This window comes from Actinorhabdospora filicis (assembly GCF_030269765.1).
Taxonomy (GTDB): Bacteria; Actinomycetota; Actinomycetes; order Mycobacteriales; family Micromonosporaceae; genus Actinorhabdospora; species Actinorhabdospora filicis.
Genome location: NZ_BSTX01000004.1, coordinates 201,043 through 227,619, shown reverse-complemented (window position 1 = coordinate 227,619; position 26,577 = coordinate 201,043). Strand labels below are relative to the sequence as shown.

Annotated in this window: 22 protein-coding genes; 12 read left to right on the top strand and 10 right to left on the bottom strand. The window is 71.2% G+C overall.

Annotation, left to right across the window (positions count from 1 at the left end):
* Positions 1 to 99: 99 nt before the first annotated feature.
* Entirely contained in the window at positions 100 to 360 is a 261-nt protein-coding gene (locus tag QSK10_RS26020) for a hypothetical protein (protein WP_285665658.1), read from the top strand.
* A 92-nt stretch (positions 361 to 452) separates the two neighbouring features.
* On the opposite strand, the gene QSK10_RS26015 is transcribed toward QSK10_RS26020, so the two are convergent.
* Positions 453 to 2,327 (bottom strand): beta-propeller domain-containing protein, encoded by a 1,875-nt coding sequence (locus QSK10_RS26015; protein ID WP_285665657.1) that lies wholly within the window; start codon positions 2,325 to 2,327, stop codon positions 453 to 455.
* Between the two features lie 88 nt (positions 2,328 to 2,415).
* Here QSK10_RS26015 and ddaH point away from each other — a divergent pair, with 88 nt between their 5' ends.
* Positions 2,416 to 3,213: a dimethylargininase gene (gene ddaH, locus QSK10_RS26010; RefSeq protein WP_349497711.1), complete on the top strand. Its 798-nt coding sequence runs from the start codon at positions 2,416 to 2,418 to the stop codon at positions 3,211 to 3,213.
* 51 nt (positions 3,214 to 3,264) lie between these two features.
* Here ddaH and merB read toward each other — a convergent pair whose 3' ends face one another.
* Complete coding sequence (merB, locus tag QSK10_RS26005) at positions 3,265 to 3,930, bottom strand: organomercurial lyase (RefSeq protein ID WP_285665656.1); 666 nt, start codon at positions 3,928 to 3,930, stop codon at positions 3,265 to 3,267.
* 93 nt (positions 3,931 to 4,023) lie between these two features.
* Here merB and QSK10_RS26000 point away from each other — a divergent pair, with 93 nt between their 5' ends.
* Both QSK10_RS26000 and QSK10_RS25995 read left to right on the top strand, forming a co-directional pair.
* Positions 4,024 to 4,578: an alpha/beta hydrolase gene (locus QSK10_RS26000; RefSeq protein WP_285665655.1), complete on the top strand. Its 555-nt coding sequence runs from the start codon at positions 4,024 to 4,026 to the stop codon at positions 4,576 to 4,578.
* A complete protein-coding gene (locus tag QSK10_RS25995) occupies positions 4,575 to 5,123 on the top strand; it encodes an alpha/beta hydrolase (protein ID WP_285665654.1) in 549 nt (182 codons plus the stop codon). The genes QSK10_RS26000 and QSK10_RS25995 overlap by 4 nt, the downstream gene beginning before the upstream one ends.
* Here QSK10_RS25995 and QSK10_RS25990 read toward each other — a convergent pair.
* From QSK10_RS25990 to QSK10_RS25970, 5 genes are all read right to left on the bottom strand, one after another.
* Positions 5,120 to 6,304 (bottom strand): DNA polymerase III subunit delta', encoded by a 1,185-nt coding sequence (locus tag QSK10_RS25990; RefSeq protein ID WP_285665653.1) that lies wholly within the window; start codon positions 6,302 to 6,304, stop codon positions 5,120 to 5,122. The genes QSK10_RS25995 and QSK10_RS25990 overlap by 4 nt on opposite strands.
* Positions 6,301 to 8,412, bottom strand: coding sequence for a dTMP kinase (gene tmk / locus QSK10_RS25985; RefSeq protein WP_432705367.1), 2,112 nt, complete (start codon positions 8,410 to 8,412; stop codon positions 6,301 to 6,303). Before tmk ends, QSK10_RS25990 begins: the two co-directional genes overlap by 4 nt.
* A 366-nt stretch (positions 8,413 to 8,778) precedes the next feature.
* The gene (locus tag QSK10_RS25980) at positions 8,779 to 9,336 is read right to left on the bottom strand and encodes a TetR/AcrR family transcriptional regulator (protein ID WP_285666434.1); all 558 of its coding nucleotides are present in this window, start codon (positions 9,334 to 9,336) and stop codon (positions 8,779 to 8,781) included.
* 255 nt (positions 9,337 to 9,591) lie between these two features.
* Positions 9,592 to 12,360 (bottom strand): type I DNA topoisomerase, encoded by a 2,769-nt coding sequence (topA, locus tag QSK10_RS25975; protein ID WP_285665652.1) that lies wholly within the window; start codon positions 12,358 to 12,360, stop codon positions 9,592 to 9,594.
* Positions 12,361 to 12,560: 200 nt separating this feature from the next.
* Positions 12,561 to 13,079 carry a hypothetical protein gene (locus QSK10_RS25970; RefSeq protein ID WP_285665651.1) on the bottom strand — a complete coding sequence of 173 codons (519 nt, stop codon included), beginning with the start codon at positions 13,077 to 13,079 and terminating at the stop codon, positions 12,561 to 12,563.
* Between the two features lie 87 nt (positions 13,080 to 13,166).
* On the opposite strand from QSK10_RS25970, the gene QSK10_RS25965 reads away from it, so the two are divergent.
* The 3 genes from QSK10_RS25965 (at position 13,167) to QSK10_RS25955 (ending at position 17,191) form a co-directional block, all read left to right on the top strand.
* A complete protein-coding gene (locus QSK10_RS25965) occupies positions 13,167 to 14,933 on the top strand; it encodes a serine/threonine-protein kinase (protein ID WP_285665649.1) in 1,767 nt (588 codons plus the stop codon).
* Between the two features lie 86 nt (positions 14,934 to 15,019).
* A complete protein-coding gene (locus tag QSK10_RS25960; protein WP_285665648.1) occupies positions 15,020 to 16,843 on the top strand; it encodes a serine/threonine-protein kinase in 1,824 nt (607 codons plus the stop codon).
* Between the two features lie 144 nt (positions 16,844 to 16,987).
* Positions 16,988 to 17,191 (top strand): PspC domain-containing protein, encoded by a 204-nt coding sequence (locus tag QSK10_RS25955; protein WP_285665647.1) that lies wholly within the window; start codon positions 16,988 to 16,990, stop codon positions 17,189 to 17,191.
* Here QSK10_RS25955 and QSK10_RS25950 read toward each other — a convergent pair.
* Positions 17,181 to 18,170, bottom strand: a complete 990-nt coding sequence (locus tag QSK10_RS25950) for a PLP-dependent cysteine synthase family protein (protein ID WP_285665646.1) — start codon at positions 18,168 to 18,170, stop codon at positions 17,181 to 17,183. The two genes, QSK10_RS25955 and QSK10_RS25950, sit on opposite strands and share 11 nt — an antisense overlap.
* Before the next feature lie 806 nt (positions 18,171 to 18,976).
* Complete coding sequence (locus QSK10_RS25945) at positions 18,977 to 21,313, bottom strand: sodium-translocating pyrophosphatase (RefSeq protein ID WP_285665645.1); 2,337 nt, start codon at positions 21,311 to 21,313, stop codon at positions 18,977 to 18,979.
* A 557-nt stretch (positions 21,314 to 21,870) separates the two neighbouring features.
* On the opposite strand from QSK10_RS25945, the gene QSK10_RS25940 reads away from it, so the two are divergent.
* Positions 21,871 to 22,572 (top strand): response regulator transcription factor, encoded by a 702-nt coding sequence (locus tag QSK10_RS25940; protein ID WP_285665644.1) that lies wholly within the window; start codon positions 21,871 to 21,873, stop codon positions 22,570 to 22,572.
* Positions 22,572 to 24,020, top strand: coding sequence for a sensor histidine kinase (locus QSK10_RS25935; RefSeq protein WP_285665643.1), 1,449 nt, complete (start codon positions 22,572 to 22,574; stop codon positions 24,018 to 24,020). The genes QSK10_RS25940 and QSK10_RS25935 overlap by 1 nt, the downstream gene beginning before the upstream one ends.
* Here the strand turns inward: QSK10_RS25935 and QSK10_RS25930 are convergent.
* Complete coding sequence (locus tag QSK10_RS25930) at positions 23,983 to 24,492, bottom strand: hypothetical protein (protein ID WP_285665641.1); 510 nt, start codon at positions 24,490 to 24,492, stop codon at positions 23,983 to 23,985. The two genes, QSK10_RS25935 and QSK10_RS25930, sit on opposite strands and share 38 nt — an antisense overlap.
* 158 nt (positions 24,493 to 24,650) lie before the next feature.
* Between QSK10_RS25930 and QSK10_RS25925 the strand changes: the two genes are divergently transcribed.
* From QSK10_RS25925 to QSK10_RS25915, 3 genes are all read left to right on the top strand, one after another.
* Positions 24,651 to 25,100, top strand: coding sequence for an NUDIX hydrolase (locus QSK10_RS25925; RefSeq protein WP_285665640.1), 450 nt, complete (start codon positions 24,651 to 24,653; stop codon positions 25,098 to 25,100).
* A gap of 787 nt (positions 25,101 to 25,887) precedes the next feature.
* Positions 25,888 to 26,070 (top strand): hypothetical protein, encoded by a 183-nt coding sequence (locus QSK10_RS25920; RefSeq protein WP_285665639.1) that lies wholly within the window; start codon positions 25,888 to 25,890, stop codon positions 26,068 to 26,070.
* 200 nt (positions 26,071 to 26,270) lie between these two features.
* Positions 26,271 to 26,453 carry a hypothetical protein gene (locus tag QSK10_RS25915; protein ID WP_285665637.1) on the top strand — a complete coding sequence of 61 codons (183 nt, stop codon included), beginning with the start codon at positions 26,271 to 26,273 and terminating at the stop codon, positions 26,451 to 26,453.
* The last annotated feature ends 124 nt before the right edge of the window (positions 26,454 to 26,577 follow it).

The window sequence follows — 26,577 nt, the reverse complement described above, 5'->3', positions numbered from 1 at the left end:
CCGTCTGCTAGTTGCGTTTCGCCAGTCGTCGTGTGAGACTACCTGTGACCGAAGCCACGAGCACTCCGTGGAGAGCACACTCTGGTGGGAGCAAGTGCGATGAAGATCCGGCTCAAGCACGACGTGACACGTGAGGCGATAGCCTCCGTCGACGCGTTGGAGCAGCTTGAGGACCGGGTCCGCGACCTGCTCCGTTCTTATATCCAGGGCGATCAGCTGTCCGATGTGTGCTCGGCGCGTGAAGCGGGGTTCCACCTGAAGAACTCCGTGGACGATCTCGTCCGGCAGCTGTGCCAGCTCGCCGACGCCGAGGTCGCCTCGCGCGCGCTGCGGGCCGAAGCGGAGGCCGCCGGTCACTAGGAACGTCCCCGGTGTCGTGATGTCGCGGTGACCACGGTGCCGGGTGACAGGTGTCGGGGGCGCTCATCGAGCGCCCCCTCTCATTTGGCGGGCTAGGCGGCGATCCAGGCGATCTTCGTGGCCCCGGTCAGGTCGGTGACCTCGATCCCGGCCGCCGAGTACGTCCACAGTGTCTCGCCGATGACCAGGGACCTGGTGATCGTGCCGCCGTACAGGTCGGCCGACTCGTGCCGGACCACGCCGACCTTGGTGAGCTTCCCGTCGTCCACGCGCAGCAGCAGCGCGCCGCCCTGTGCGTCGGCGCCGTCGAAGCGCCAGCCGGGTCCCATGGGGACGACCAGGAGCCGCGCCGGTTCCCAGTACAGGAACGCGTGCGGGTCGTACTCGACGTCGCTGTAGGCGCCCTCCACGACGTAACCGTCGAGTTTGGCCGGTGCCGCCGGGTTCGACACGTCGAACAGCGACACCTGCGCGCCCGTCCGCTGCCCGCCGGTGGTGGCCTCCTGGCCGACGCCGATCAGCCGTCCGGGCCCGACCGGGTGCAGGTACGCCGAGTAGCCGGTGATCTTCAGTTCGCCCGAGACCTTCGGCGCGGCCGGCACCGACAGGTCCACCACGTACAGGGGATCGGTCTGCCGGAACGTCACGACGTAGGCGGTGGCGCCCACGTAGCGGACGCCGTAGATGCGCTCGCCCTTGCCGAGTCCCTCGACCGCGCCGACGGTCACCAGGGACGTGCCGTCCTGCTTGAGGACGTAGACGCCCGACTGCGACTTCTTGCCCGAGTCCCAGTTGACGGGGTCCTTGGTGGCCGCCACGCGCAGGTAACCCTCGAATTCCGACATCGAGTACTGGTTGAGCACGTAGCCCGGCACGGTCCCGGACGACGCGTAGACCGGCGGACCGGGCTGCGACACGTCGAACCGGTAGATCTCGGTTCCCTCGGCGGGCGTCGCGGTGGGCAGCGACCGGCGGTCGTTGGCCACGTACAGCGCCGAGGGCGAGCCGTACACGGTCTGCCCGTCGGCCACGATCGTCACCGGGGCGCCGTCGCCGAGGGGCGCGGTCATGTCGAAGGTGAGCACGGTCAGCATCGACATCGCCGAGTAGGAGAACGCGTGGCGCATCGAGGAGCAGTCCACGCGGCCTTTGACGACCGTCCCGTCGGCGGCGGTGACGTGGTAGCGCGGCAGCCAGTCCTCGATGGTGCTGGACGCCACGAGCGCCCGGTTGCGGGCCGCCGACTCGCTGGGCGACTTCAGCGGTTCGGGGAAGCGCAGGTACGGCTGCGAGCTGACCACGAGCCGCGCGGTCGTCCCGTACTGGCGGGCGTCGACCTCGCCGCCCTCGAAGGCGTAGGACCCGGTGACCGTCCCCGACACCAGGTCGACGGAGACCACGGTCGTGCCGTTGTAGCCGAAGCCGTCCTTGCTGGGCCCGTCGTAGATCACGTTACCGCCGGTGCGGGCGAAGACGAGGACGCGGTCACCCGACAGCAGCATGCCCGTCGGGGCCGCGTTGGCGGTGTCGGGTGTGGACAGCGGGATGTCCTTCACGAGGGTGTGGGTGGCGGCGTCGATGACGCGCAGGGACCAGTCCTTGATGGCCAGGACCCGCTTCCCGTCGGTCTTGACCAGGTCGGGCTCGTCGATGCCGGCCTCCTGGACGTTGGTCGTGGAGTGGTCCGCGGCGGCGGCGCCGGCGGCCTCCTTCGACATGGGCGCCGAGTCGGCCGTGCCCTCCGGGCCGCGCATGAGGGCGTCCCCGGTGAGGCCGAAACCGTACGGTCCGACGTAGGGCGTGACGGCGGCCCGCAGCTCGGCCAGCGCGGTGTCGCACGAGCCGTAGGCGACGAGCTTGGCGTCACGGGGCGGGTTCATGTCCGCGACGTCCTCGGGGCCGGAGGTACAGGCGGTGAGGAGCGCGGCGGCGAGGAGGAGGGGTGGCAGGAGCTTGGTCTCTCGCATGGAAATTGGACGCCCGTCCGGGTGACGCCGTTCCAGGTGGGGCGGGGTCCGCGGTTTATGATCTGCGCTCGTGACCGATGCGAGCGCAATGTCGCGCACCTACCTGCTGTGTCCCCCCTCGCACTTCGACGTCTCCTACGCCATCAACCCGTGGATGGACACCTCCGCCCCGGTCGACACCGCTCTCGCGCTGCGCCAGTGGCGGGACCTGTGCGAGGCGCTGACCGCGCACGGGCACACCGTCCACACTCTCGACGCGGAGCCGGGCCTGCCGGACATGGTCTACGCGGCCAACGGGGCGTTCATGGTGGACGGGACGGTGTACGGGGCACGGTTCCGGTACCCGCAGCGGCAGCCGGAAGCGGCCTCGCACGAGAAGTGGTTCCGGGCGGCGGGCTGGCGGTTCGTGGCGCCGACGGAGACCAACGAGGGCGAGGGCGACTTCGCCTACGTCCCGGGTCCGGGGCTGATCCTGGCCGGTTACGGGTACCGGACCGATCCGCGCGCGCACGCCGAGGCCGGTGAGGCGCTGGGACGCCCGGTGATCTCGCTGAAGCTGGTCGACGACCGCTTCTACCACCTGGACACCGCGCTGGCCGTCCTCGACGACCACACGATCACGTACCTGCCGCAGGCGTTCTCGGCGTCCTCGCGCAAGATGCTGCGCCAGCTGTTCCCCGGCGCGGTGGTCGCCGACGAGGCCGACGGGCTGGCGTTCGGGCTGAACCTGGTCTCCGACGGCGTGAACGTGTTCCTGAACGCCGAGGCGCGCGGCATGGCGGCGAAGCTGAGCGCGCGCGGGTTCACCGTGGTGCCGGTGGACCTGTCGGAGCTCAAGAAGGGCGGCGGCTCGGTGAAGTGCTGCATCTCGGAGCTGCGGTTCTGATCGGCTGAAGGCCCCCATCCCCGAAGATCGCACGAAGGTACGACAGGGCGGCTACTCCGTCCGCCAGAACTCCCCCGTCAGCCCGATGCCCGCGAAGAACACCCCCGCCTCGGCGGGGGTGCGCAGGCGGTACTCGCGGGTGAGGCGGCCGTAGTACCAGCGCGTGGCGAGGATCCACAGGTTCCGCAGGTCCAGGACCTCGCCGCGCGGTGTGCCGGTGCGCTGGCACCACTCGTCGACGTGGGCCGCCGAGCAGAACATCAGCTGCGAGGAGCAGGTGGCCACCACGTCGTCCCACATGCGCAGGACGGGGACGGGCAGGTGCGCCACCCACGACTCGATGGGCGCGCGGTCGGGGCGGACGTCGAGGGCCAGCGCGGCGCCGCAGCCGCCGCAGTGGGTGGCGATGAGGCAAGTGCGGCCGACGAGGGCGGGGATCGCGAAGGAGTCCCAGACGCAGCCGCCCCACCATTTCTGTTCGGGTCCGGCGACGATGAAGCCCATCGGCGCGCTGGCCCACGGGTGGGCCATGACGATGTCGCGGCGGGCGGTGTCGAGGACGACGAGGCGCGCGTCGTGGAGTTTGCGCAGCGACGCCAGCGCGGTGGCGTCGTCGAGTCCGTGCGCGCGTCCGATGTCGGTTAAAGCCGGGGGCGCTCCCGTGCGCGCGAACCATTCGTAGACGAAGGTCCGGATCCCCGCGAGATCAGCTGCCATGCGGCCCGACATTAGCGGGTGAGCGCACAGAGTAGTTGTCCTGCGGACGGTGACCCGGGCGACATGGGAGGGTGGCCGCGCTAGGTTCGCGGGATGACACGTTCGACGCTGGTGATCCCGGGCGGCACGGGTGGCCCGATGGCGCCGCTGCCGATGTACTCCGCCGACGCCGCCGAGCTGCGCGGGGCCACCGTTCACCATCACTGGTGGACGCAGGTGACGCCGGGTTCGGCGGGCCGTGACCTGGCGAGCGCGCTGGAGCGCGCCGACGCCGACCTGGGCCCGCTGTTCGAGGAGCACGGGCCCGCACGGCCGCTGGTGATCGCCAAGTCGCTGGGTTCCAGCGCGGCGCCCTACGCGGCGAAGTGGGGTCTCCCGGCGATCTGGCTGACGCCGATTCTGACCCACGAGAGCGTCGTGGCGGGCCTGCGGGCGGCCACCGCGCCGTTCCTGCTCGTGGGCGGGACCGCCGACGGGCTGTGGGACGGTGAGCTCGCGCGCAGCCTCACGCCGCACGTGTTCGAAGTGGACGGCGCGAACCACGGGATGTACGTCGACGGGCCGCTCCAGGCGTCCCTGGCGGTCCTGGGGGACGTCGTGGCGGCCGTGGAGGCGTTCATCGACGCGCACGTCTGGCCGGTCGCGTGACCCGCCGCGTCCTGGTCGTCCCGGGCGGCATGAACGGCCCGATGGTGCCGACCCTGGCGTTTCCCGCCGAGGCCGCCGCGCGGCGTGGCGGTGAGCTGGTGCCGCTGTGGTGGACGCGGGCCGACCCGTCCGTTCCGGCGATCGCGGACCCGGCCGACGCTCCGGCGTTCGCCGAGGTCGACCTGGCGCGCTGGTTCGCCGAGCACGGGCCGTCGCGGCCGCTGGTGATCGGGCGGTCGCTGGGCAGTTTCGCCGCCGCGCACGCCGCGCGCTGGGGCTGCCCGGCGATCTGGATGAACCCGCTGCTGCACCGTGAGGAGGTCGTGGCGGGCCTGCGCGCGGCGACCGCGCCCGCGCTGCTGGTGGGCGGCACCGCCGACCGGTCGTGGAATCCGGGGCTGGCGCGGGAGCTGAGCCCGCGCGTCCACGAGGTCGCCGAGGCCGACCACGGGCTGATCGTGCCGGGTCCCCTCACCGCCTCGGTGACGGCCCTGGCGGGTGTCGTGGCGGCCGTGGAGGACTTCCTGGACGAGATCTGGGGCTAACTCCGCCACAGGTGCAGCATCATCGTCTCCACCGCGATGCGGGCCTTCACGTTGCGGTCGATCGCGTCGCGGCAGGCCAGGATCGCGTCGATGCGCCGGACGACGCTCTCGGGTGAGAACGCGCGCGCGGCCGCCTCGGAGGCATCGGCGAGGTCGGTGTGGACGAGCGGGACGCGCGCGCCCAGCCGGCTGACGAGGACGTCGCGGTAGAACGCGGCCAGGTCCACCAGCGCGCGGTCGAGAGAGTCGCGCTGCGCGCGCGTCAGGCGGCTCTTCTGGCGCTTCTCCAGGTCCTTGACCACCCCGGCGGTGCCGCGGGTGGCCTTGGACGCGCCCTTGCCGCTGCCGCCCTTGCCGAGGGCGGTCTCCAGGTCGGCCTTCTCGCGGGCGGCGACCTCGGAGGTGGCGGCCTCGGCCTCGGTCTCGGCGGCGGTGATGAGCGCGTCGGCGGCGTCGAAGCAGGCGCCGACGCCGGTGAGGCGGCGCGGGACGGCCAGCACCGCCGAGCGGCGCTCGCGGGCCTCGGCGTCACTGGCCAGGCGGCGCGCGCGGCCCACGTGCCCCTGGGCGACCGAGGCCATGGTCGCCGCGATCGCGGGGTCGATGCCGTCGCGGTCGACGAGCAGGCGCGCGATGGCGTCCGGCGCGGGCTGGCGCAGGGCCACCACGCGGCAGCGGGAGCGGATGGTGACCAGCACGTCCTCGACGGAGGGCGCGCACAGCAGGAACACCGTGCGCGGCGGCGGTTCCTCGATGGACTTCAGCAGCGCGTTCCCGGCGGCCTCGGTGAGCCGGTCGGCGTCCTCGATGAGCAGGACCTGCCACCGGCCCTGGGTGGGCGCGCTCTGGGCGCGGGCGATGAGCGCGCGCATCTCGTTCACGCCGATCGACAGCCCGTCGGGGACGACGAAGCGCACGTCGGCGTGGGTGCCGCCGAGGGTCGTGTGGCAGGCGGAGCAGGCGTCGCAGCCCCCGCGCGGGCACTGGAGCGCGGCGGCCAGCGTGCGGGCGGCCACCGAGCGCCCGGACCCGGCGGGCCCGGTGAACAGCCACGAGTGCGTCATCGCCGAGGTGTCGCCGCCGGTGCCGGCCAGGACGTTCTGCGCGGCGGTGACGGCGCGGCCCAGCAGGTCGACGACGGCCTCCTGGCCGACGAGGTCGTCGAAGACCGGCGCGCTCACGCGTCCTCCCGCGCGGCGGGTTCCTCGTCCAGGAGCGCGTCGAGCGGGTCGGGGACGTCGTTGCCGCGCGGCGGCGGCGCGGGCAGCCGCTCGTCGACCTTGGCGCGGACGATCGTGAAGATCTCGTCCTCGGACAGGGTCGCGTCGACCACGAGGTAGCGCTGCGGGTTCTCGGCGGCGATGTCGAGGAACTTGTAGCGGACCTTCTCGTGGAACTCCAGGTCCTCCTTCTCGATGAAGTCGGCCTCGGAGCGGCCCTTCATGCGACCCTGGGCGATCATCGGGTCGAGGTCGAGGATGACCACCAGGTCCGGCTTGAGGGAGGCGGTGGCCCAGTCGGACAGCCACGCGACCTCTTCGACGGCCATGCCGCGCCCGGCGGCCTGGTAGGCGATGGAGGAGTCGACGTAGCGGTCGGAGATGACCACCTGGCCCTCGTGCAGGGCCGGGCGCACGACCGTCTCCACGTGCTGGGCGCGGTCGGCGGCGTACAGGAGGGCCTCGGCGCGGGGGGACGGCTCGGTCCCGGCGGTCGGGTCGAGGACCAGCGAGCGGATGCGGCGGCCGATCTCGGTGCCGCCCGGCTCGCGCGTGAACAGCACATCGTGCCCGGCCAGGCGCAGGTGCGCGGCGAGCTTGACGACCTGGGAGGACTTCCCGGAGCCGTCGATGCCCTCGAAGACGATGAACTGCCCGGTGCCCGTGGCGGGCTCGCCCAGGCTGAGGGGGCGGCCGCGGATGGAGCTCCACAGGTCGCGCAGGACCGGCACGCCCGGCTTGTCGTCCATCTGCCGGAACGCGGTGATACCGGTGGCGATGCCGATGAGCCCGGCCGCCAGCAGCAGGAACCGGGTCGCCGACAGGTCCATGTGGAAGGGACCCCAGTCGAAACGGCGGGCCAGCCCGAAACCGGCGATGAGGCCCGCGCCGGCGATGGTGACCATGAGGACCACGCGCGCGGCGGTGTTGATGAACGCGAAGATGCGCCCGCGCACGTCGTCGTCCACCTCGCCGCCGAGGAGGGTGATGCCCGACAGGAACGCCATGCCCGCGCCCACGCCGACACCCGCGGTGCCCAGGAGCGCGAAGGCGATGTGCGGGGCGGCGGAGTCCACGACGACGGCGCACCCGGCCAGGATGATGCTCAGCCCGAACCAGCGGCGCCGGGACAGCGCGCCGACGAGCTTCGGACCGAGGGCGATGCCGAGGCCCAGGCCGATGAACATCGTCGCGAACAGCGTCGAGAAGGTCGCATCACCACCGCCGAGGGCCTGCGCGTAGAACTTCGCGGTGCCGATGACCACGCCCGCGCTGGCGAAGGCGCCCAGGATGCCCAGGACCAGGCCGCGCACGAGCTTCGTGCGGCCCACGTAACGCCAGCCGTCGGCGAACTCGGCGAGCATCGAGGGCTTCTTCTCCGGCTTGTACCCCGGCGGGTGGTTGCCGTTGCGGCGCTGGCTGAGCTCGGGGATCGCGAAGAACACCGTGATCGCGGCCGCCAGGAACGTGAACGCGTTGAAGTAGAGGGCCAGGTCGGTGGCCTCCGCCCACGCCCCCAGGCTGGAGAGCTGGTCGTCGAAGCTGGTCAGCAGGCCCAGGACGCCCGCCGCGAGCACCGGCGTCAGGCCGTAGGTGGTGACCAGGGTGAGCTGGTTGGCCGCCTCCAGGCGCGCGCGGGGCAGCAGGTTCGGGACGGCCGCCTCCTTGGCGGGCATCCACACCATCGCCACCGCCTCGATGGCGAACTGGGCGATCGCGGCATAGCCGACGGCGGGCACGCCGCCGCCCACCCACAGGCCGACGAGGGGGATGGAGAAGAACAGGACGAAGCGCAAGGTGTCGCAGACGGCCATGGTGAGCCGCCGGTCCCAGCGGTCGGCGAAGATCCCCGCGAGCGGGCCCAGCACCAGGGCGGGCAGCAGGCGCACGGCGATGACCGAGCCGAAGGCGAGGCCCTTGGCGGTGGCGTCCTCGACCTGGTTGGACGCGAACAGCGAGGCGGCGAGCAGGCCGAGCCAGTCGCCGAAGGCGGACAGGCCGAGCACCGCCCACAGGCGGCGGAACGGTCTGATGCGCAGGATCGCGCGGAGATCTGTCGCGACTGACATGTCCTGGGCGCGTCCCTTCCTCCGTGCCGGTGCGCGAAACGGCTCATGCGAGCCTATTGGCTCCCGTGACCGGGTCGGCACCGGGGCGTTCCCGCGTGTCGGGCGCCGCGTCGGCGTGCCGCTGCCGCCGACACGTCGAGTATCGCCCGAAGGGGAGGCCGCGCGTCACGCGGACGGCGTTCGCCGGGGAAGAAGTGGTTCCAGACCGCCCCGCCACCATCGCCGGTGGGGGAATTCGGAGAGCCGGCCGCGTGGCGGCGGGGCGGTACGGTGGCGGCCCGGGCGCGAGGTGCCCGGGCCGCTTCCAGTAGAACCCGCCATCGCTGAGACGCGGCTGAGACGGCCCTTGGGCGGCCGCCGCGCCGGTCAGTTCACGTGGCGCGAGAGATAGTCGCGGATGAGGACCTTCGCCTCGTCCAGGATCTCCTTGTCTCCCTCCGGGTCGCGGCGGAACGCCAGGTTGATCAGCGCGTCGCCGGTCTCGACGCCGATGGCCAGCGCGAAGCGCAGGCCCGGGCGGTCGACGAGGCCGAGCCGGTCGATGATCAGCTCCTGGAGCCGCTGCGCGATCACGTCGTTGTTGTCGCGGTCGGCGTCGAGCAGATGCACGTCGACCACGTCACCGAAGTGGAGAGTCCGGAAACCCGGCTCGGCCCGGTGCATGTGGATGTACTCGTCGATGACGGCGTCGACGATCGCCCACCAGTCCGCCACGCCATCGCCGAGGCGGGCGTCCAGACGCGTGTTCAGGTTGTTCAAAAAGGCTTCGAGGTGCCGCACCGTCAGGGCCTGGACGACCGCGCGCTTGTCGGGGAAGAACTGGTACACCGACCCGATGGCGACGCCTGCGCGCTGCGCGATGAGCGTCGTCGTGAGTCCCTCATATCCCAGTTCGTCGACGAGAGCCGCACACGCGTCGAGCATGCGCCCGACCCGTGCCGCGCTGCGTTCCTGCACCGGTACCCGCCGAAGCGGAGCCCGGCGCGCCACCTGAGTGTCACCGCTAACTTTCACCGTCGTGCCCCCTGCGCGACGTAAGCCCTGGCGCGCCCGGGGGGACGCGAAAGGGACAGGCTTTGCCAACCCGGTCATCATGCCGGACTTGAGGGGGTTTGCACGATAAGGCGCGCGGGTGATCACGAATGAGGTACCGGCGGCCCGCGGGCGCGGGCCGTCCGGCTACGTCGTCTTCTTCGCCGCGGCCTTCTTCGCCGCCGACTTCTTCACGACCTTCTTCACCCCGAGCGCCGAGGCGCTCGTCGCCTTCTTCGCCGCCGCGGCGGTCTTCTTCGTCGCGGTGGTCTTCTTCGCGGCGGTCTTGGTCGCCTTCTTGGCCGCGGTCTTCTTCACGGCCTTCTTCGTCGGGCCCTTCGCGCGGCGGTCGGCCAGCAGCTCCGAGCCGCGCTCGGTGGTGATCTCCTCGACGGAGTCGCCCTTGCGCAGGGACGCGTTGGTCTCGCCGTCGGTCACATAGGGCCCGAAGCGGCCCTCCTTGACCACCATCGGCTTGCCGGACACCGGGTCGTCGCCCAGCTCCTTCAGCGGCGGGGCGGCGGCGCGGCCGCGCTTCTTCGGCTGCGCGAAGAGGGCCGCGGCCTCCTCGATGGTGACGGTGAAGAGCTGCTCCTCGTTCTCCAGGGAACGGGAGTCCTTGCCCTTCTTGACGTAGGGCCCGTAACGGCCGTTGGCCGCCTCGACCGGCTCGCCGTCGAGCTCGCCGACCACGCGCGGCAGCGACAGCAGCCGCAGCGCGTCGGCGAGGGTGAGTTCGGCCGGGTCCTGCGTCTTGAGCAGCGAGGACGTCGATTCGCCGCGCGTGACGTAGGGCCCGTAGCGGCCCGACTTGAGCATCACCGTCTCGCCGGTGGCGGGGTCCTCGCCCAGCTCGCGCTCGTCGGCGGGGGCGTTATAGAGCTCCTCCACCTTCTCCGCGGTCAGCTCGTCGGGGGCGACGCTGTCGGGGACGGACACCCGCTCGCCCTCGCCGGGCTCCTGGCCGGTCTTGGTGCGCTCCAGGTAGGGCCCGAAGCGGCCGACGCGGGCCACGACCTGGCGGCCCGACTCGTCGGTGAACAGCGGGATGGAGTTGACCGCGCGCGCGTCGATCTGCGGCATCTGGTCGTCCACGAGGGCCTTCAGGCCACCCGCGGAGGCCACCGTGCCCTCGGCGGCGGCGCCACCGAAGTAGAAGTGGCGCAGGAACTCCAGGCGCTCGGCGTCGCCGGCGGCGATCTCGTCGAGCTCGCCCTCCATCGCGGCGGTGAAGTCGTAGTCGACCAGGCGCGTGAAGTGCTGCTCCATCAGCCCGACCACGGCGAAGGCCAGGAAGGTCGGGACGAGGGCCTGGCCGCGCTTGAAGACGTACTCGCGGTCCTGGATGGTCTGCATGATCGACGCGTAGGTCGAGGGACGGCCGATGCCGCGCTCTTCGAGGGCCTTCACCAGCGAGGCCTCGGTGTAGCGGGCGGGCGGCTGCGTGCGGTGCCCGTCGGCGGTGAGCCCGTCCGCGGTGAGCGCCTGGTCCTTGGCGAGGTTGGGCAGGCGGCGCTCGGCGTCGTCGGCGTCCTCGGCGTCGTCGTCGAGGGACTCGACGTAGGCCTTCAGGAAGCCCGGGTCGGTGATGGTCTTGCCGGAGGCGCCGAACTCGCACACCTCACCGGTGGTCGAGGTCGCCTTGACGCGCACCGAGACGGAGTTGCCGACCGCGTCGGTCATCTGGGAGGCCACCGTGCGGCGCCAGATGAGCTCGTAGAGGCGCAGCTCGTCCGAGGACAGCTCCTTGGCCACGTCGCCGGGTGTGCGGAAGGAGTCGCCGGCGGGGCGGATCGCCTCGTGCGCCTCCTGCGCGTTCTTGACCTTGCGGGCGTAGCGGCGCGGCTCGGCGGGCACGTACTGCGGCCCGTACAGCTCGGCGACCTGGCGGCGCGCGGCCGCGAGGGCGGTTTCCGACAGGTTCGTACTGTCGGTACGCATATAGGTGATGTACCCGTTTTCGTACAGTCGCTGCGCGATGCGCATCGTCTGCGCGCTCGACTGCCGGAGCTTGCGGGACGCCTCCTGCTGAAGCGTGGAGGTGATGAACGGCGCGTAGGGACGCCGGCGGTACGGCTTCTCCTCCACGCGCGAGACCTGGTACGGGACGCCCGACAGCCGCTCGGCCAGCCCCCGCGCGCCCGCCTCGTCGAGGTGGACGACGTTGCCGCGCGCGCGTCCGGTGTCGGGGTCGAAGTCCTTACCGGTGGCGACGCGGTCCCCGTCGAAGGTGACCAGCCCGGCGGCGAAGGTCTCCGCGCCCGACGTGCGCAGCGCGGCGGTGATGCCCCAGTAGTCGGCGGCGTGGAACTTGACCCGCTGCCGCTCGCGCTCCACGACGATGCGGGTCGCCACCGACTGGACGCGACCGGCCGACAGGCGCGGCATGATCTTCTTCCACAGCACCGGGGAGACCTCGAAGCCGTAGAGGCGGTCGAGAATGCGCCGGGCCTCCTGGGCGTCCACAAGGGACTGGTCGATCTCGCGCGGATTCGCCACGGCGGCCGCGATCGCGGGCTTGGTGATCTCGTGGAACACCATGCGCCGCACCGGCACCTTGGGGTTGAGCGTCTGCATCAGGTGCCACGCGATGGCCTCGCCCTCGCGGTCCTCATCGGTGGCCAGCAGGAGCTCGGAGGAGTCCTTCAGCAGCGCCTTGAGTTTGCGGACGTGCTGCTCGCGGTCGGGGTTGACCAGGTACAGCGGCTCGAAGTCGTTGTTCACGTCGACGCCCAGGCTGTTCCAGCCCTTGGCCTTGAGATCGTCGGAGATCTCGGCGGCCTTACGCGGCAGGTCCCGGATGTGCCCGAGACTGGCCTCGACGATGTACTCCGGCCCGAGGTAGCCGGATATGGTCTTGGCCTTCGCCGGTGATTCGACGATGACCAGGCGCTTGGTGCCGGCGGATCGGGCCACTACTTACCCCACTTGTAGGTACTGCTTCGTCACTGGGACCGGTTGTCTACGGTAACGCGGCGACCAGCCGTGTTCATGGCGACCACCGAAGACGTCCTCCACTCCGACTGGCACGGTACAACGCGAATATGCCGTAAGGCAGCTCCGTATACCTCCTATTCCCGTCGATCACCGCGATCCACGCCTGAAACCGGCGGTCCTCAGCGGCACTCGGGGACGGTGTCGAAGGCCTCCTTGAGCTCCTTCGAGTCCAGCGACGAGGGGTCCGGACCGGCCGAATAGGCGCTGTTCAGGCGCGTCATGACCGCGCTCACCCGGTCGTAGAAGTCGGCGGCGGACGCGTCCAGCCCGCCCAGCTCGGCGGCGGCCTGCCCGTAGGCGTCGCGGGCGGTGGCCAGCGCGGCCACGAACGTGTCGCGGACACCGGCGCCGCCCTCCACGTCCGGCGCGGGCAGCTTCGCGAGCGAGTCGTGGGCCGTCGAGGACGCCCCGGCCGCGCCCTGAATGAGCTTGACCAGCTCCTCCTTGGCGGTCTGTGGCGTGCTGTCCGGTTTGATGGCGGCCTGCGCGCCACCGGTCAGCTCGCCGATGCGGGTCCGCCAGGGCCCGAGGGTCCCGCACACCGACGTCGCCCAGTCCCTCGCCGTCATCGCCTCGGCGCCGCACGCGGCCAGAAAGAGAAGGGGCACGGAGAGGAGGAGTAGGAGACGTCTGCGCACGCGTCGAACCTACCGCCGACCATTCGCGGGATCGTGGCGGTCGCACCCACGCGCTATGGTGCGTCGAGGACCCTGGGGAGGAGTGCCGTGTCCGATCTGCTCGCCGTGCTCGGGCTGCCCGGCCTGTGGTTGCTGCAGGGCGCGCAGTGGCTGCTGGAACGCGTGCCCTGGCTGGGCGACCCTCCGGCGTGGATCGCCGTCGTCCTCGGCGCGGCCGTGCTGCTGCGCGCGGTGACGCTGCCCTTGTGGCTGCCCGCCGTGACCGGCGAACGCAACGAGCTGGTCACCGCGCCCGTCCGCGCCTCACTGGCCGCCCACCGGCTGCCGCGCGAGGAGGCCGACCGCGTCCGCAAGTCCATGGACCGCACCCACCCCCTCAACAAACAGGCCCGCAACTTCCACCGGCTCATCGGCGGCGGCGTCCTGGTGTCCACGACCGCGCTGTGGTGGGCCGTGCGCTGGGGCGAGGACCCCGGCGGCATCGGCCTCAAGTCCACTGTGCACGGCAAACCGCTGGCGCTGACCAACACCTTCTGGGACGTCTTCGACGTCGCCGACCCGTGGCCCGTCCTGCTCGCCGTGGCCGGCGGGGCCGTCGTGTGGGCAGGCGCCGCCTACCTCTACAAGCGCCTCCTGCGCGGCAACCGGATGCCCGACTGGGCCCTGGACTGGGGACACGGCAAGGGAACCAAGTTCGAACTGGCGCCCTTCGTGGTCGGCGGCCTGCTCTTCATGCCCTTCGCCGCGATCGTCACCGCCACCGTCTGGACGCTCATCGGCGCGCTGCTGCTCCCCGCCGTCACCCGCCGCGTCCGCGAACCCGAGGCGGTCTGGGACCGCTTCGTGGAGATCGACCCGCTGGTCGGGACGCCGCGCGTCCGGCCCGTCGTGGCGATGCACCCCGGCATGCCGCCCGTACCGAGCATGGCCCCCTACACGCCGCCACCGGTTCCCCCGCACCCCAACGGGAAGGCGCTGCTGCCCGGCGACCCGCACGCGATCGGCGGCTACCAGGTCCTGGGCCGCCTCGGGGCCGGCGGCATGGGCACCGTCTACCTCGCGCGACGCCCCGGCACGTCCACCACCGTCGCCCTCAAGACCACCAACGGGCTCATCCTCGACTCGGCACTGGAGCGCGAGCGCTTCCAGCGCGAATGCGACACCCTCGCCCTGGCCGACGGGCCCTACACCGCGCGGGTCCTGGACTCCGGCGTCGACCGCAACCGGCCCTTCCTGGTCACCGAGCTGCTCGACGGCCTCACCCTGCACGACTACGCCCACATCAAAGGCCCCATCCTCGAACCGGCGGGCCTGCGCAGCCTCGCCATCGCGCTCGCCGAAGGGCTCCGCAGCCTGCACGACCTGGGCGTCGTCCACCGCGACATCAAGCCCGCCAACATCATGCTGACCTCCGACGGGCCGAAGATCATCGACTTCGGCATCGCCTTCATCCCCGGCTCCACGCGGCTCACCAACACCGGCGTCCAGCTGGGCACCTTCGCGTTCATGGCGCCCGAGCAGTTCGAGGACTCCCGCATCACCGCCGCCGCCGACGTGTGGGCCTGGGCGTGCTGCGTGGCCTTCGCCGCCAGCGTCAAGGGCCCCTTCGACGCCGAGAGCATCCCGCGCACCACCCATAAAGTGATCAGCCAGCCGCCCGACCCCGAGATCCTGGGGCGGATCGGCGCGATAGACCCCCAATTGGGCGAGCTCGTCACCCGGTCCCTCGACAAGGTCGCCGAGAAGCGTCCCGCCGACGGGGCCGCGCTCATCGACGGACTGTGCCCGGACGGTAGACCGTTGGTCCACATCGCACGCGGATGGCGACTGATCGCGGGAAAAATGGCCACCTGAGGTGACACGACGGCCACACCGACACGGTATGGTGCGGCCACTGGGGTTCTCGGGCGGTCCGCTGCGAGGAGCGGGAAGGTCTGAAGGTGACGGAGCTGCTGGCCGCGTTCGGCGTACCTGCCGGCCGGGTCCTCGACGGGGTCCGTGCCCTGCTGGGGGAGTTCGGCTGGTTCGGTTCGCCGGTCTCGTGGACGTGGACGCTCATCGTCGCCGCCGTGCTGGTCCGGCTGGCCACGATTCCACTGTGGACGATCGCGCTGGCCGGGCGCCGCAATGAGCTGGTGTCGTGGCCGATCGTGGTCGGCGTGCGCGCCGCCGAGCGCTACTCCAGCCGCGCCGCCGAGGCCGAGCTGGTCCGCCTGGACGGCTACCGCCGGGCGCGCCGCGGCTTCCGCCTCGCCGACCGGGCCGTGGCGCTGGCCTTCGGGCTGTCGCTGTGGGCGCTGCTCACCGCGTCCTATCTGGACGGTGGCGGGCCCGCCGAGGCCCGCGACTCCCCCGTCGCGCTGATCTCGGCCGGCTGGCAGCTCCTCAGCGGCCACGGCAGCCCCGTCCGCGTCGTGGTGGGCGCCCTGGCCTGCGGGCTCGTGTGGTGGCTGGCGGTCACGTGGCAGGACCGGCAGACCCGCACCCGGGCCCTGCCCGGCTGGATCCTCGACTGGGACCCGGCGCGGCGGCGGCCGCTGCTCGGGCTCGCCGTCGTCCTCGTGCCGGCGCTGCTGGTGATCCCCTTCGGCGCCTTGATGTTCATCGCGGTGTGGGAGCTGGCCGGATGCGTGGTCCTGCCCGCGCTGCTGCGTCCCGTCGGCCCCCCGGCCGAGCTCACCGAGCGCTACCTGCGTTACGACGACAAGGACGGGCGCCTCCGCCTGCGCGGCCACCCCCGCCCGGCGCCGTCCGGGGCCCCCGCGTCCCCGGCGTCCCCGGCGGACTATGTGCCGGACTTTCCCACCGAGGAGATCCCGGTGATCGACGCGCCCCTCGCCGAAGATCCCGCGCCCGCGACCGGGCCGCTGACCTCACCGCCCCGCACGTCCCCGCTGTCACCGGACGACCCGCGCCGCATCGGCGGCTACGAGATCCGGGAGCGCCTCGGGTCCGGCGGCATGGGCACCGTGTACGTGGCCCGCGATCCCTGGACCAACGCCGGTGTGGCCCTCAAGACCGTCGCCGTGGTCGGCGCGCAGAAGGACCTCATCCGCTTCCAGCGCGAGGCCGACACGCTCGCCATGACCGACAGCGCCTTCACCGTCCGGATCCTCGGCTCCGGCATCGACCGGCAGCGGCCGTACATGGTGATGGAGCTGCTGGACGGCATGACCCTCGACGATTACGTCTACGAGGTCGGGCCCATCCGCGACCCGCAGGCCCTGCACGCGCTCGGGCTCGCGCTGGCGCTGTCGCTGGAGGGCCTGCACCGCAACTTCATGGTCCACCGCGACATCAAGCCGTCCAACCTCATGCTCACCTCGGCGGGCCCGAAGCTGATCGACTTCGGCATCGTCCACATGCGCAACGCCACCCGCCTCACCCGCACCGGGACCCACCTGGGCACCATGGCCTACATGGCCCCGGAGCAGTTCCGCGGCGCCCACGTCAGCCCCGCCGCCGACGTGTGGGCCTGGGGCTGCCTGCTGGTCATCGCCGCCACCGGCCACGGCCCCTTCGACGCGCCGGACATCGCCGCCATCACCCGCAAGATCCTGATGGACCCGCCCAGCGAGGAACTGCTGTCCTACATGGACCGTCTCGACCCCGGCTTCGCGGCAGTCGTGCGCTCCACCCTCGACAAGGACCCCGCCGTCCGCCCCACCGACGGCGCCGCCCTGTTGACGCGCCTGTGGGGCAACGGCACCGACGTCCCCGGCATCACCGATTACGTGCGGCGCGTGTGGCGGAGGATGGTCTAAGTCCACTTCCGCCGGTGGACCCACACCCACCCTTAAGGGCCAGGTCATCGGGGCCCGCTCCGGGCCGAGCCATCCTCGGGCACGAGGAATCCGGCCCCCGGGAACCCGATCATGGATACATCCCACCGAGAAAGGGTGATCCACATGAAGACCCTGGTCCGTCCCGCGAACGACCGCATGGTCGCCGGTGTCTGCTCGGCGCTGGCCAACCGCTTCGGGCTGAAGGTCTCCACCGTCCGCCTGCTGACCATCGCCTCCCTGCTGCTGCCGGGCTCGCAGGTGATCGCTTACGCCATCCTCTGGGCGCTGATCCCGTCCGAGGGCTCGGCCCGCACGGTCACGGTGTAGTCGCAGACCACGGGAAGGGGACTCCCGCTTCAGGACCTGAGGCGATCCCCTTCCCGGCCACCCACCCCGGGTTGTGAAAGGTGTCGAGGTAGCCGGCGTCGGCGAAGACGGTGGCGATCGGCCCGCTCATCCCCCTGCGCGCGAGTTCGCGCACGGCCCACAGGTTCGCGCCCGTCGACGGTCCCACCGGCACACCGGTGACCTCGCGGGCCCAGCGCATCGCCGCGACGCTCCCGGCGTCCGGCACCGGGATCACGTACTCCACCAGATCGGGATCGAAGGCGGCCTCCATGCGAGGACGCCCGATCCCCGGGATGCGCGACGGCACCCCCGTCCCGTAGTCGCGGACGCCCGAGGCCCAGCCCGGGAAGTACGCGGAGTTCTCCGCGTCGGCCACCACCACTTTCGCGCGCGAGCCCCTGTGGCGCAGGTACCGCGCGATCGTCGCCGAGGTGACGCCGGTCCCCACGCCCACGACGATCCGGGACGGGCTCAGCGAGGCCAGCACCCGCGCCAGCCCGTCCTCACGGTAGGCGGCGGTGGTCCCGGCGCGGGCGATGTGATCGAGGAAGTGACCGTCCTGCTCGCGCGCGATGTCGTACATGGCCGCCGGGCGGTCGGTGAGCAGCAGCTCCGCCCCCATTGACGCCAGAAGCGCCTGCCGCTCGCGTGGAGTTCGCGCGGGCGCGACGAGGGTGAGCGGCAGGCCCAGCAACCGCGCGAAGTGGGCGGTGGCGACACCGGTGTTGGAGGCGGAGGCCTCGACCAGGCGCGTCCCGGGGTGCAGGTGGCCCTCGCGGAGATCGTGCAGCAGGAGGTCGCGGACCGAGCGGTACTTGATGCCACCTGGGTGGACGGACTCGTCCACGGCGAGGACCTCGACATCGCCGAGCGGCGGAAGGACGTGCAGGCGCGGGGCGGAGGTGGTGTCGGCGCGCAGGCGGGCGATGGCGGCGGCGATCCAGAAGCGCGCGGTCACGGGGTGACGGTACAAGGGGCTGGCGCAGGCCCGCACCGAGATTCACCACCTCATGCCGGGCTCTTGCCTCTACCGGTGAACTCCGCCCCCTAGGCCCTGAGGCGGGTCACTTCGCCCGAGCCGGTGGTCGCCACAGCGCCTCAGGCTGCGGCTGGTCCTGGCTTGTGGGCTGGCTTCCGCCGCTCTTGAGCGGCTCAGCGATTCTCGTTCCCCCACTTCTACCTGCGTGGGGCGTATGGCCGTGCCTTGTCTTCTTCTCGGCTTGGTGCCCAAGGGGCCTTGCCCCTGGCCCCCGGGACGGAAACACTTCCCCCAGCCGGTAGTCGCCACGCCCCGGGCTGCGGCCAGTCCCGGCTTGTGGGGCTCATCCTTCCCACGTCTCCCTGTGTGGGGCGTGTGGCCGTGGCTTGTCTTCTTCTCGGTTTGGTGCCCAAGGGGCTTTGCCCCTTGGATCCCCACCAGGGAACTCCGTCCCCGCCGACCCCGGAACCTAAAACACTTCTCCCGAGCCGGAGGCGGTCTTGGCTCCTCGGCACACGGTCCTTCGTGGCCGACCGGGTTGGTTGCGCCGCTGCACGCGCGCGTCCAGCTTCCCCACCCGATCAAAACCCTCACTCGCGCCCGCGTGGGTGGTCACCCTCGCGCCTTGGCATGCCGTGGCGTCTCGCATGCGTCGCTCTCTGAGCGGCGTCGGTCCTCTCCTCCACCCGCTTCTCCGCCTCGCCACTCCCCTTTCGTGGGCTGGCACGACGAAGCCCCGGTCCTCTCGGACCGGGGCTTCACCTCAACCGGGGGGTCGAGCGGTCTTACGCGTCCGCGCCGACCTTCTCAGCTTTTGGGGCCTCGGCCTCCTCGGTGTCCTCAGCCACCGAGATCGGCTTGCTGCGGCTCCACACGACGGCGGCGGCGATGATCAGGAGGGCGGCGACGGCGATGCCGATGCGCGCTCCGGTGTTCTTCGCCGAGCCGTAGGACATCGCGACCACGGCTGGCACGATGAGCAGGGCCACGAGGTTCATCACCTTGATCAGCGGGTTGATCGCGGGACCGGCGGTGTCCTTGAACGGGTCGCCCACCGTGTCGCCGATGACGGTCGCGGCGTGGGCGTCGGTGCCCTTGCCGCCGAGGTAGCCGTCCTCGACCATCTTCTTCGCGTTGTCCCAGGCGCCGCCCGAGTTGGCCAGGAAGATCGCCATCAGCACACCGCAGGCGATCGCGCCCGCGAGGTAGGCCGCCAGGGCGCCGACACCGAGGCCGAAGCCGACGGCGATGGGCGCCAGGATCGCCAGCAGACCGGGGGTGATCAGCTCGCGCTGCGCGTCCCGGGTGCAGATGTCGACGACCTTGCCGTACTCGGGACGCTCGGTGCCGTCCATGATGCCCGGCTTCTCGCGGAACTGGCGGCGGACCTCGTAGACCACCGCGCCCGCCGAGCGGGACACGGCGTTGATCGCCAGGCCGGAGAACATGAAGACCACGGCCGCGCCGATGATGAGCCCGACGAGGTTGCGCGGGTCGGCCAGGTTCATCAGCAGATTCAGCTGACCGAGCTCCTCACCCGCCTGGAGGAGGGAGTCCTTCATCGCGTCGCCGTAGGAACCGAACAGCGCGGTCGCCGCCAGGACGGCCGTCGCGATCGCGATGCCCTTGGTGATCGCCTTCGTGGTGTTGCCGACGGCGTCCAGGTCGGTGAGGGTGCGAGCGGCCTCCTCGTCGATGTCACCGGACATCTCGGCGATGCCCTGCGCGTTGTCGCTGATGGGCCCGAAGGTGTCCATGGCGACGATGACGCCGACGGTGGTCAGCAGGCCGCAACCGGCCAGCGCGATGGCGAACAGCGCGATGAGCAGGTTGCCGCCGCCGAGCAGGAACGCCCCGAACACCGCCGCGGCGATGACCAGCGCGGTGTAGACCGCCGACTCCAGGCCGAGCGAGATGCCCGAGAGGACCACGGTCGCCGGGCCCGTCCCGGAGGTCTTGGCCACGTCGTCGACGGGCTTGGAGCCAACGCCGGTGAAGTAGCCGGTCAGGCCGAGGATGACACCGGCCAGCACGATGCCGATGATGACCGCGACGATCGCGACGACCTGCGGCGACACCGACGAGGACACGCCCTCGACGCCGATGGACTTCCAGTCCTTGGGCAGGTACAGCAGCGCGGCGCCGGCGCACAGGATCGCCGAGATCGCCGCGGAGATGTAGAAGGCGCGGTTGATCGGCGCCATGCCGTCCTTGTCGGACTTCCGCAGGCGGGTGATGAACACGCCGATGATGGCGGTGACGACACCGATGGCGGGCACGATCAGCGGGAACACCAGGCCGTAGTCGCCGAAGGCCGCCTTGCCGAGGATCAGCGAGGCGACCAGGGTGACGGCGTAGGACTCGAACAGGTCGGCGGCCATACCGGCGCAGTCGCCCACGTTGTCGCCGACGTTGTCGGCGATGGTCGCGGCGTTGCGGGGGTCGTCCTCGGGGATGCCCTGCTCGACCTTGCCGACCAGGTCGGCGCCGACGTCGGCGGCCTTGGTGAAGATGCCGCCGCCCACGCGCATGAACATGGCCAGCAGCGCCGCCCCGAACCCGAAACCTTCGAGGACGGTGGGCGCGTTCCCCTTGTAGATCAGCACGACACCGGCGGCGCCCACCAGGCCGAGGCCCACGGTGAGGAAGCCGACGACGCCGCCGGTGCGGAACGCGATCGACATCGCCCGCTCCCGGCTGCCCTCACGGGCGGCGCTGGCCACGCGCAGGTTCGCGCGCGTCGCAAGGGACATGCCGGCCCAGCCGATGAACGCCGAGAAACCGGCGCCGACCACGAAGAACGCCGATCGGCCGATCCGCACCTCGATACCGCCGTCGTGGACGGGCAGCGCGAACAGCAGCGCCACCGCGACCAGGACGAAGATGCCGAGGGTGCGGAACTGCCGTCGCAGGTACGCCGAGGCGCCCTCCTGCACGGCACCGGCGATCTCCTGCATCTTCGGGGTGCCCGTGCTGGTGGCGAGCACCGCCTTGACCAGCGCACCGGCGAACGCCAGCGCGACCAACGCGACCACGGCGGCGAGGATGACATAGGTCAAATTCGCGCCGGTCAGGCTGATCACCCCGGGCTCGTCCCCTTTGGCGAGCAACATTTGGGACATCCGTCCTCCAGATACCGATTAAAGAAAGCGTTCGCGGGAGAACCGTCGGTGACGGCTCCGCGATACGACCGACGGAGTCTATCGGGACTCGGTGCGCAAGGTCACATCCGCACGGGGTGGTTTCCGCGCGTCATGGCCATGATCTAGTTGCATGAACCTTGATCGCCTTCTCTGATGATCATGCAGGTGAGCATGGGAATCGGAAGATCGTCTTCCACTTGCCTTAGCCGACTTGGAGATCTAGACCATAGAAAGTGATCAATGTGGCGCCGCCCACATCGCGCAGTCCACTGTGGATGAGGTGCTCACGGGACGTCCGCGGCACCGGTGACGACGGGACCGAGGGTGAGGACAAGGCGGGACGGGGAGGCGGGCCGGTGGCGGCGGCCGGGCCGGAACCCGACGATCCGTACCGTACGCGACGGCTGCGACATTTCCACTGAACCCACCCATACCAGGGCATACGATCACCTCCGAGGGCGCTCCGAGGTGGTTCCGAGCTCGCATTGAGGTTTCCGCCGTACACCTGAGGCAGTCGCGCGGAGTGAGGAGCACGGGTGAACCAGCCGGCGAAGACGAAGGTCCTGGTCGTGGACGACGAACCGAACATCGGCGCGCTGCTGTCGGCGACCCTCCGGCTCACCGGATTCGACGTCCGCGTCGCCGAGAGCGGCGCCGAGGGCGTGGCGGTCGCCGGGGACTACTCCCCCGACCTGGTCATCCTCGACGTGATGCTGCCGGACGTGGACGGCTTCGAGGTCGCCCGGCGGCTGCGCGCGGGCGGCCGCGACGTCCCGATGCTGTTCCTGACCGCCCGGCACGCCGTCGAGGACCGCGTCGCGGGACTCACCGTCGGCGCCGACGACTACGTCACCAAGCCCTTCAGCCTCGAAGAGGTCATCCTGCGGGTGCAGGCGATCCTGCGCCGCGCCAAGGGAACCGGCGCCGACGACGGCGTCCTGCGCTACGCCGACCTGGAGCTCGACGAGGACGCCCACGAGGTCCGGCGCGGCGGCGAGCACATCGACCTGTCCCCCACCGAGTTCAATCTCCTGCGCTACCTCATGGTCAACGCCGGGCGGGTGGTCTCCAAGGCGCAGATCCTGGACCGCGTGTGGAACTACGACTTCGGCGGCGACGGCCGCATCGTGGAGTCCTACGTCTATTACCTGCGCAAGAAGATCGACCACCTCGACCCGCCGCTGATCCACACGGTCCGCGGCGTCGGATACGCCCTGCGGACGCCCCGGGGCACCTGATGCGCCGCTGGAGCCACTGGACCCTGCGCGCCCGCATGGTCGTCACGATCGTGGCGATCACCGCGCTGGCACTCACCCTCGCGCTGGGGACGGCGGCGGTCCTGCTCCGCACCTACCTGGTCGACCAGGTCGACGGGCAGCTCGCCGACGCCGCGCGCGCCGCGCGGCACCTGCCGTCCGACGATCTGCGCTTCCGCTCCATGCCGCCGTTCGGGCGGCAGAACGAGCACACCGACGTCTACTCGTCCACCGGCGCCTACAAGTTCACCCTCGCCCCGGCCACCGGCCCGCTCTCCGGGATCACCGACCCCGTGTCGCTGGTGGGGAAGCCGCCGGTCACCGTCGGCGGGTGGCGCGTCCAGGTCGCGCCCGTGGACAACGGCGACATCGCCGTCCTCGCGGTGTCACTGGACGGCGCCGACGCGACCACGGCGCGGCTGCTGCTCATCGGCGGCGGCGTGAGCCTGCTGATCCTGGCCGGGCTCGCCCTGGGCGCCTCCCGGGTGGTCCGGCTGGGGCTGCGGCCCCTGACGCGCATGGAGGACACCGCCGAGCGCATCGCCGACGGCGAGCCCACCGACTCCCCCGGGCTCGGCGGGCGCGTCCCCGACGATGATCCGCACACCGAGACCGGGCGGCTGGGCAGGGCCCTGAACACGATGCTGGGCCGCATCCAGCACGCCATGGACGAGCAGGCGGCCTCGGAGGGCAGGCTGCGGCGGTTCCTGGCCGACGCCTCCCACGAGCTGCGCACGCCCTTGACGTCCATCAAGGGCTTCGCCGAGCTGTACCGGCGCGGCGGCACGCCGCCCGGCGCGGCCCTGGACGAGTCCATGGGACGCATCGAGGACGAGGCGGCCCGCATGAGCCTCCTCGTGGACGATCTGATGCTGCTGGCCTCGCTGGACGAGCAGCGCCCGATGGAGCGGCGGCCCGTCGACCTCCTCGGCGTCGCCGCCGACACCGTCCGCGACGCACACGTCCGCGAGCCCGGCCGGTTCATCGGCATCGAGCCCCTGGACGGCGAACTCGCGCCGGTGACCGTGCCCGGCGACGAGCCGAAGCTGCGGCAGGTGCTGACCAACCTCGTGGGCAACGCGCTGCGGCACACCCCGCCCGGGACGCCGGTGACGGTGCGCCTGGGCACGACGGACGCCGACTCGCGCCCGTTCATCACGCAGGTGGGCGCGACGCCGTCCGGCGAGGCCGCCGTCATCGAAGTCGCCGACGGCGGTCCCGGGCTCTCACCCGAGCACGCCTCGCACGTCTTCGAGCGCCTCTACCGGGCCGACGCCGGGCGCGCACGCGCCTCCGGCGGCACCGGCCTGGGCCTGTCGATCGTCGCGGCGATCGTGACCGCCCACGGCGGCTGCGTCCGCCTGGACACCGCCCCCGGCGAGGGCGCGACGTTCAGAGTGCTGCTGCCGCTTCGCGTCCCGCCCGCGTGAGGATCCAGCGCTTCCCGAGCAGCGGCCAGCGGTCGATCTCCCGCAGCGCCCGCAGTCCCACCAGGAACCCGCCCACGGTGACGGCGCAGCACAGCAGCGTCGGCCACAGCCAGGTCCAGAAGAACAGCAGGTACAGCGCCAGCATCGGCGGTGAGCACAGGACCGTGAGCGCCATCGCCAGCCCGAGGTAGACCATGCGCATGTGGCGGGTGTGGTCGGTGTTCATCTGCATGACGCCCTCGGCGATCAGGACGCTGCCCGCGCCCAGCGGATCGCGCTCCCCGTTGACCTCGGCGACCAGGGCCGCGACCTTTTCGTCGGCGTCCATGAGCCGCACGATCTCGCGGTTGGCGTCGAAGTGGAAGGACGGGTCGATCGCCCCCGGGGAGCGCCCGATCGCGCGCAGGAACATCGCGCGGGCGAGCAGCACGAGCAGGGTCAGCAGCGGCGGCATCGCCCAGAGGACTTCCACGCCGTCATTGATACCCAAAGGGTGCCACCCCGGCCAGAGTCGGGTGGTCCGTCATATCGGCCCGTGGGGGCCGATCCGTGTGGGACCGTCGACCCGGAGTCACCCCCGCGTCACGTGGACCCACTACCCTCACAGGTTCACCGGCGAAGGGATCGACCATGCCCGATACCACCCCGTCCGACCCGGAGAGCCTCGTCCTGCGCGACAAGCGCGACGGGATCGAGCAGCAGGTCGTCGGCGGCGTCATCGCCCGCGACGGGCGGGTGCTGCTCATCCGCCGCGCGGCCTCCGACTACATGGGCGGGCAGTGGGAACTGCCCTCCGGCAAGGTGGATCCCGGCGAGGGTCTCTACGTCGCGCTGGCCCGCGAGGTCTTCGAGGAGACCGGCCTGACGGTGTCCGCGGTCGGCGAATACCTCGGCTCCTTCGACTACGTCTCTCGCGGCGGAATCCTCATGCGCCAGCACAACTGGAACCTCACCGTCGACGCGGGCGACATCAGGCTGGACCCCGAGGAGCACGACGCCGCCGTGTGGTCGCCCCACGGCGAACTCCCCACACCGGTGAGCGCGGATGTGGCCGCACTGCTGGGCAAGGTCCGGCCCTGACGGGCGAACGCGATCGGACTGCGTGAGCGGACCGGGCGATCGGACTGGGCGATCGAGCCGCGCGATCGGACTGCGCGACCGGGCCAGGTGATCCGACTGCGCGACCGGGTCGCGCGATCGGACTTGGCGATCGGACTGCGCGACCGGACTGGCGCGATCGAGCCGGACCTTCGGGTCGGCGGCCGTGGCCTCCTTTCTTTCGCCGCCCGGGCGGCGAAACCTCGATGGCGAACTGGTCGGCGAGGGTCGGCATCGTCGGCGAGCCGGCCGGCGGCCTAGCCGCGGCGAACCCTTGCTGGCGAACCGGCCGGAGAGATCTCAGCAGCGAGACCCCGGCACTCGTGAGGTGCGATGGTCTGGCAGGCACCCGGGCCCATGACAGCCCGCACCGCCGCATGCCGCAGTGACCTCGTACCCGGGCACCTCGGCACTTTGGCACTTCCGCACTTCCGTACTTCGGCACCCGGTACTTCGGCACCCCGACCCCAAGACCGGTAGCGCCTTTCGCTCCCCGCACGGCGAAGACTTCAAGTCCGGCGTGCTCGTCCCACCTCCTTCCACGCGCGCTGGTCCCGGCCCGCACGGCATCCGGCGTCGGTGTGCCCGCGCCCGTGCCGATGGCAATGGCGTCTGTGTGGCAGTTTCAGCGTCTGAGCGCTCGGTCCGTATTCGTGACTTCTCGGTGCGTATTCGCGCCGAAAGTGACCAGAGACTTCCCCTCGGTGAGATGACACGATCGTTACCGTGCGGTATCGGCCGCACACACCCGCCCGATGGGAGCCCACACATGTTCCTGAAAGCGATCGCCGACGCCTTAGTCGAACGGCTCGTCCCCCGGACCGAAGCCGGAGCCTGCTGCGAGGACCGCGGCCTGTGCGACACCTACGACTGCGCCGACGGAATCTCCGTGAAGCTCTGCTGCTACTCCTGCAGCTGCAGGCTGATCTGCGGATCCTGCTACATCCCTTAACGGGCACGTCCCGGGGACGTCCCACCTCCTCCTCTCCATCCGCGCGAACGCTCACGTCGTCCACACGGCCCACGTTGTTCATCGTCTGAGCGCTCGATCCGGATTCACGCGAAAGTCAGCGGCGACTTCCGCCGCGCCACACCACACGATCGTCACCGTGCGGTATCGGCCGCACACACCCGCCCGATGGGAGCCCACACATGTTCCTGAAAGCGATCGCCGACGCCTTAGTCGAACGGCTCGTCCCCCGAGCCGAAGCCGGAGCCTGCTGCGATGAGCAGGGTCAGTGCGATGTCATGGAGTGCACGGAAGGCCCGGGCGAGTGCCTGTGCTGCAAGAAGTGCAACTGCGGCTGGCAGTGCGTCCCGTATTACGGCGGCTGACCGGCGAACCCACCGGGCGGTTCCAAGCGGGCCGCCCGGTCCCACGGGACGCCTGACCGGCCGTCCCGCGAAACCGCCCGCGCGGCCCCACCGTCATCGGCCGTGTCACCAGGTCCACCACGGC

Excerpts from the sequence above, each read along its gene's own strand:
- QSK10_RS26020 (WP_285665658.1), top strand. The coding sequence starts at position 100 with ATGAAGATCCGGCTCAAGCACGACGTGACACGTGAGGCGATAGCCTCC.
- QSK10_RS26015 (WP_285665657.1), bottom strand. The coding sequence starts at position 2,327 with ATGCGAGAGACCAAGCTCCTGCCACCCCTCCTCCTCGCCGCCGCGCTC.
- ddaH (WP_349497711.1), top strand. The coding sequence starts at position 2,416 with ATGTCGCGCACCTACCTGCTGTGTCCCCCCTCGCACTTCGACGTCTCC.
- merB (WP_285665656.1), bottom strand. The coding sequence starts at position 3,930 with ATGGCAGCTGATCTCGCGGGGATCCGGACCTTCGTCTACGAATGGTTC.
- QSK10_RS26000 (WP_285665655.1), top strand. The coding sequence starts at position 4,024 with ATGACACGTTCGACGCTGGTGATCCCGGGCGGCACGGGTGGCCCGATG.
- tmk (WP_432705367.1), bottom strand. The coding sequence starts at position 8,412 with ATGTCAGTCGCGACAGATCTCCGCGCGATCCTGCGCATCAGACCGTTC.
- QSK10_RS25980 (WP_285666434.1), bottom strand. The coding sequence starts at position 9,336 with ATGCTCGACGCGTGTGCGGCTCTCGTCGACGAACTGGGATATGAGGGA.
- QSK10_RS25955 (WP_285665647.1), top strand. The coding sequence starts at position 16,988 with ATGAAGACCCTGGTCCGTCCCGCGAACGACCGCATGGTCGCCGGTGTC.
- QSK10_RS25945 (WP_285665645.1), bottom strand. The coding sequence starts at position 21,313 with ATGTCCCAAATGTTGCTCGCCAAAGGGGACGAGCCCGGGGTGATCAGC.
- QSK10_RS25935 (WP_285665643.1), top strand. The coding sequence starts at position 22,572 with ATGCGCCGCTGGAGCCACTGGACCCTGCGCGCCCGCATGGTCGTCACG.
- QSK10_RS25925 (WP_285665640.1), top strand. The coding sequence starts at position 24,651 with ATGCCCGATACCACCCCGTCCGACCCGGAGAGCCTCGTCCTGCGCGAC.
- QSK10_RS25920 (WP_285665639.1), top strand. The coding sequence starts at position 25,888 with ATGTTCCTGAAAGCGATCGCCGACGCCTTAGTCGAACGGCTCGTCCCC.
- QSK10_RS25915 (WP_285665637.1), top strand. The coding sequence starts at position 26,271 with ATGTTCCTGAAAGCGATCGCCGACGCCTTAGTCGAACGGCTCGTCCCC.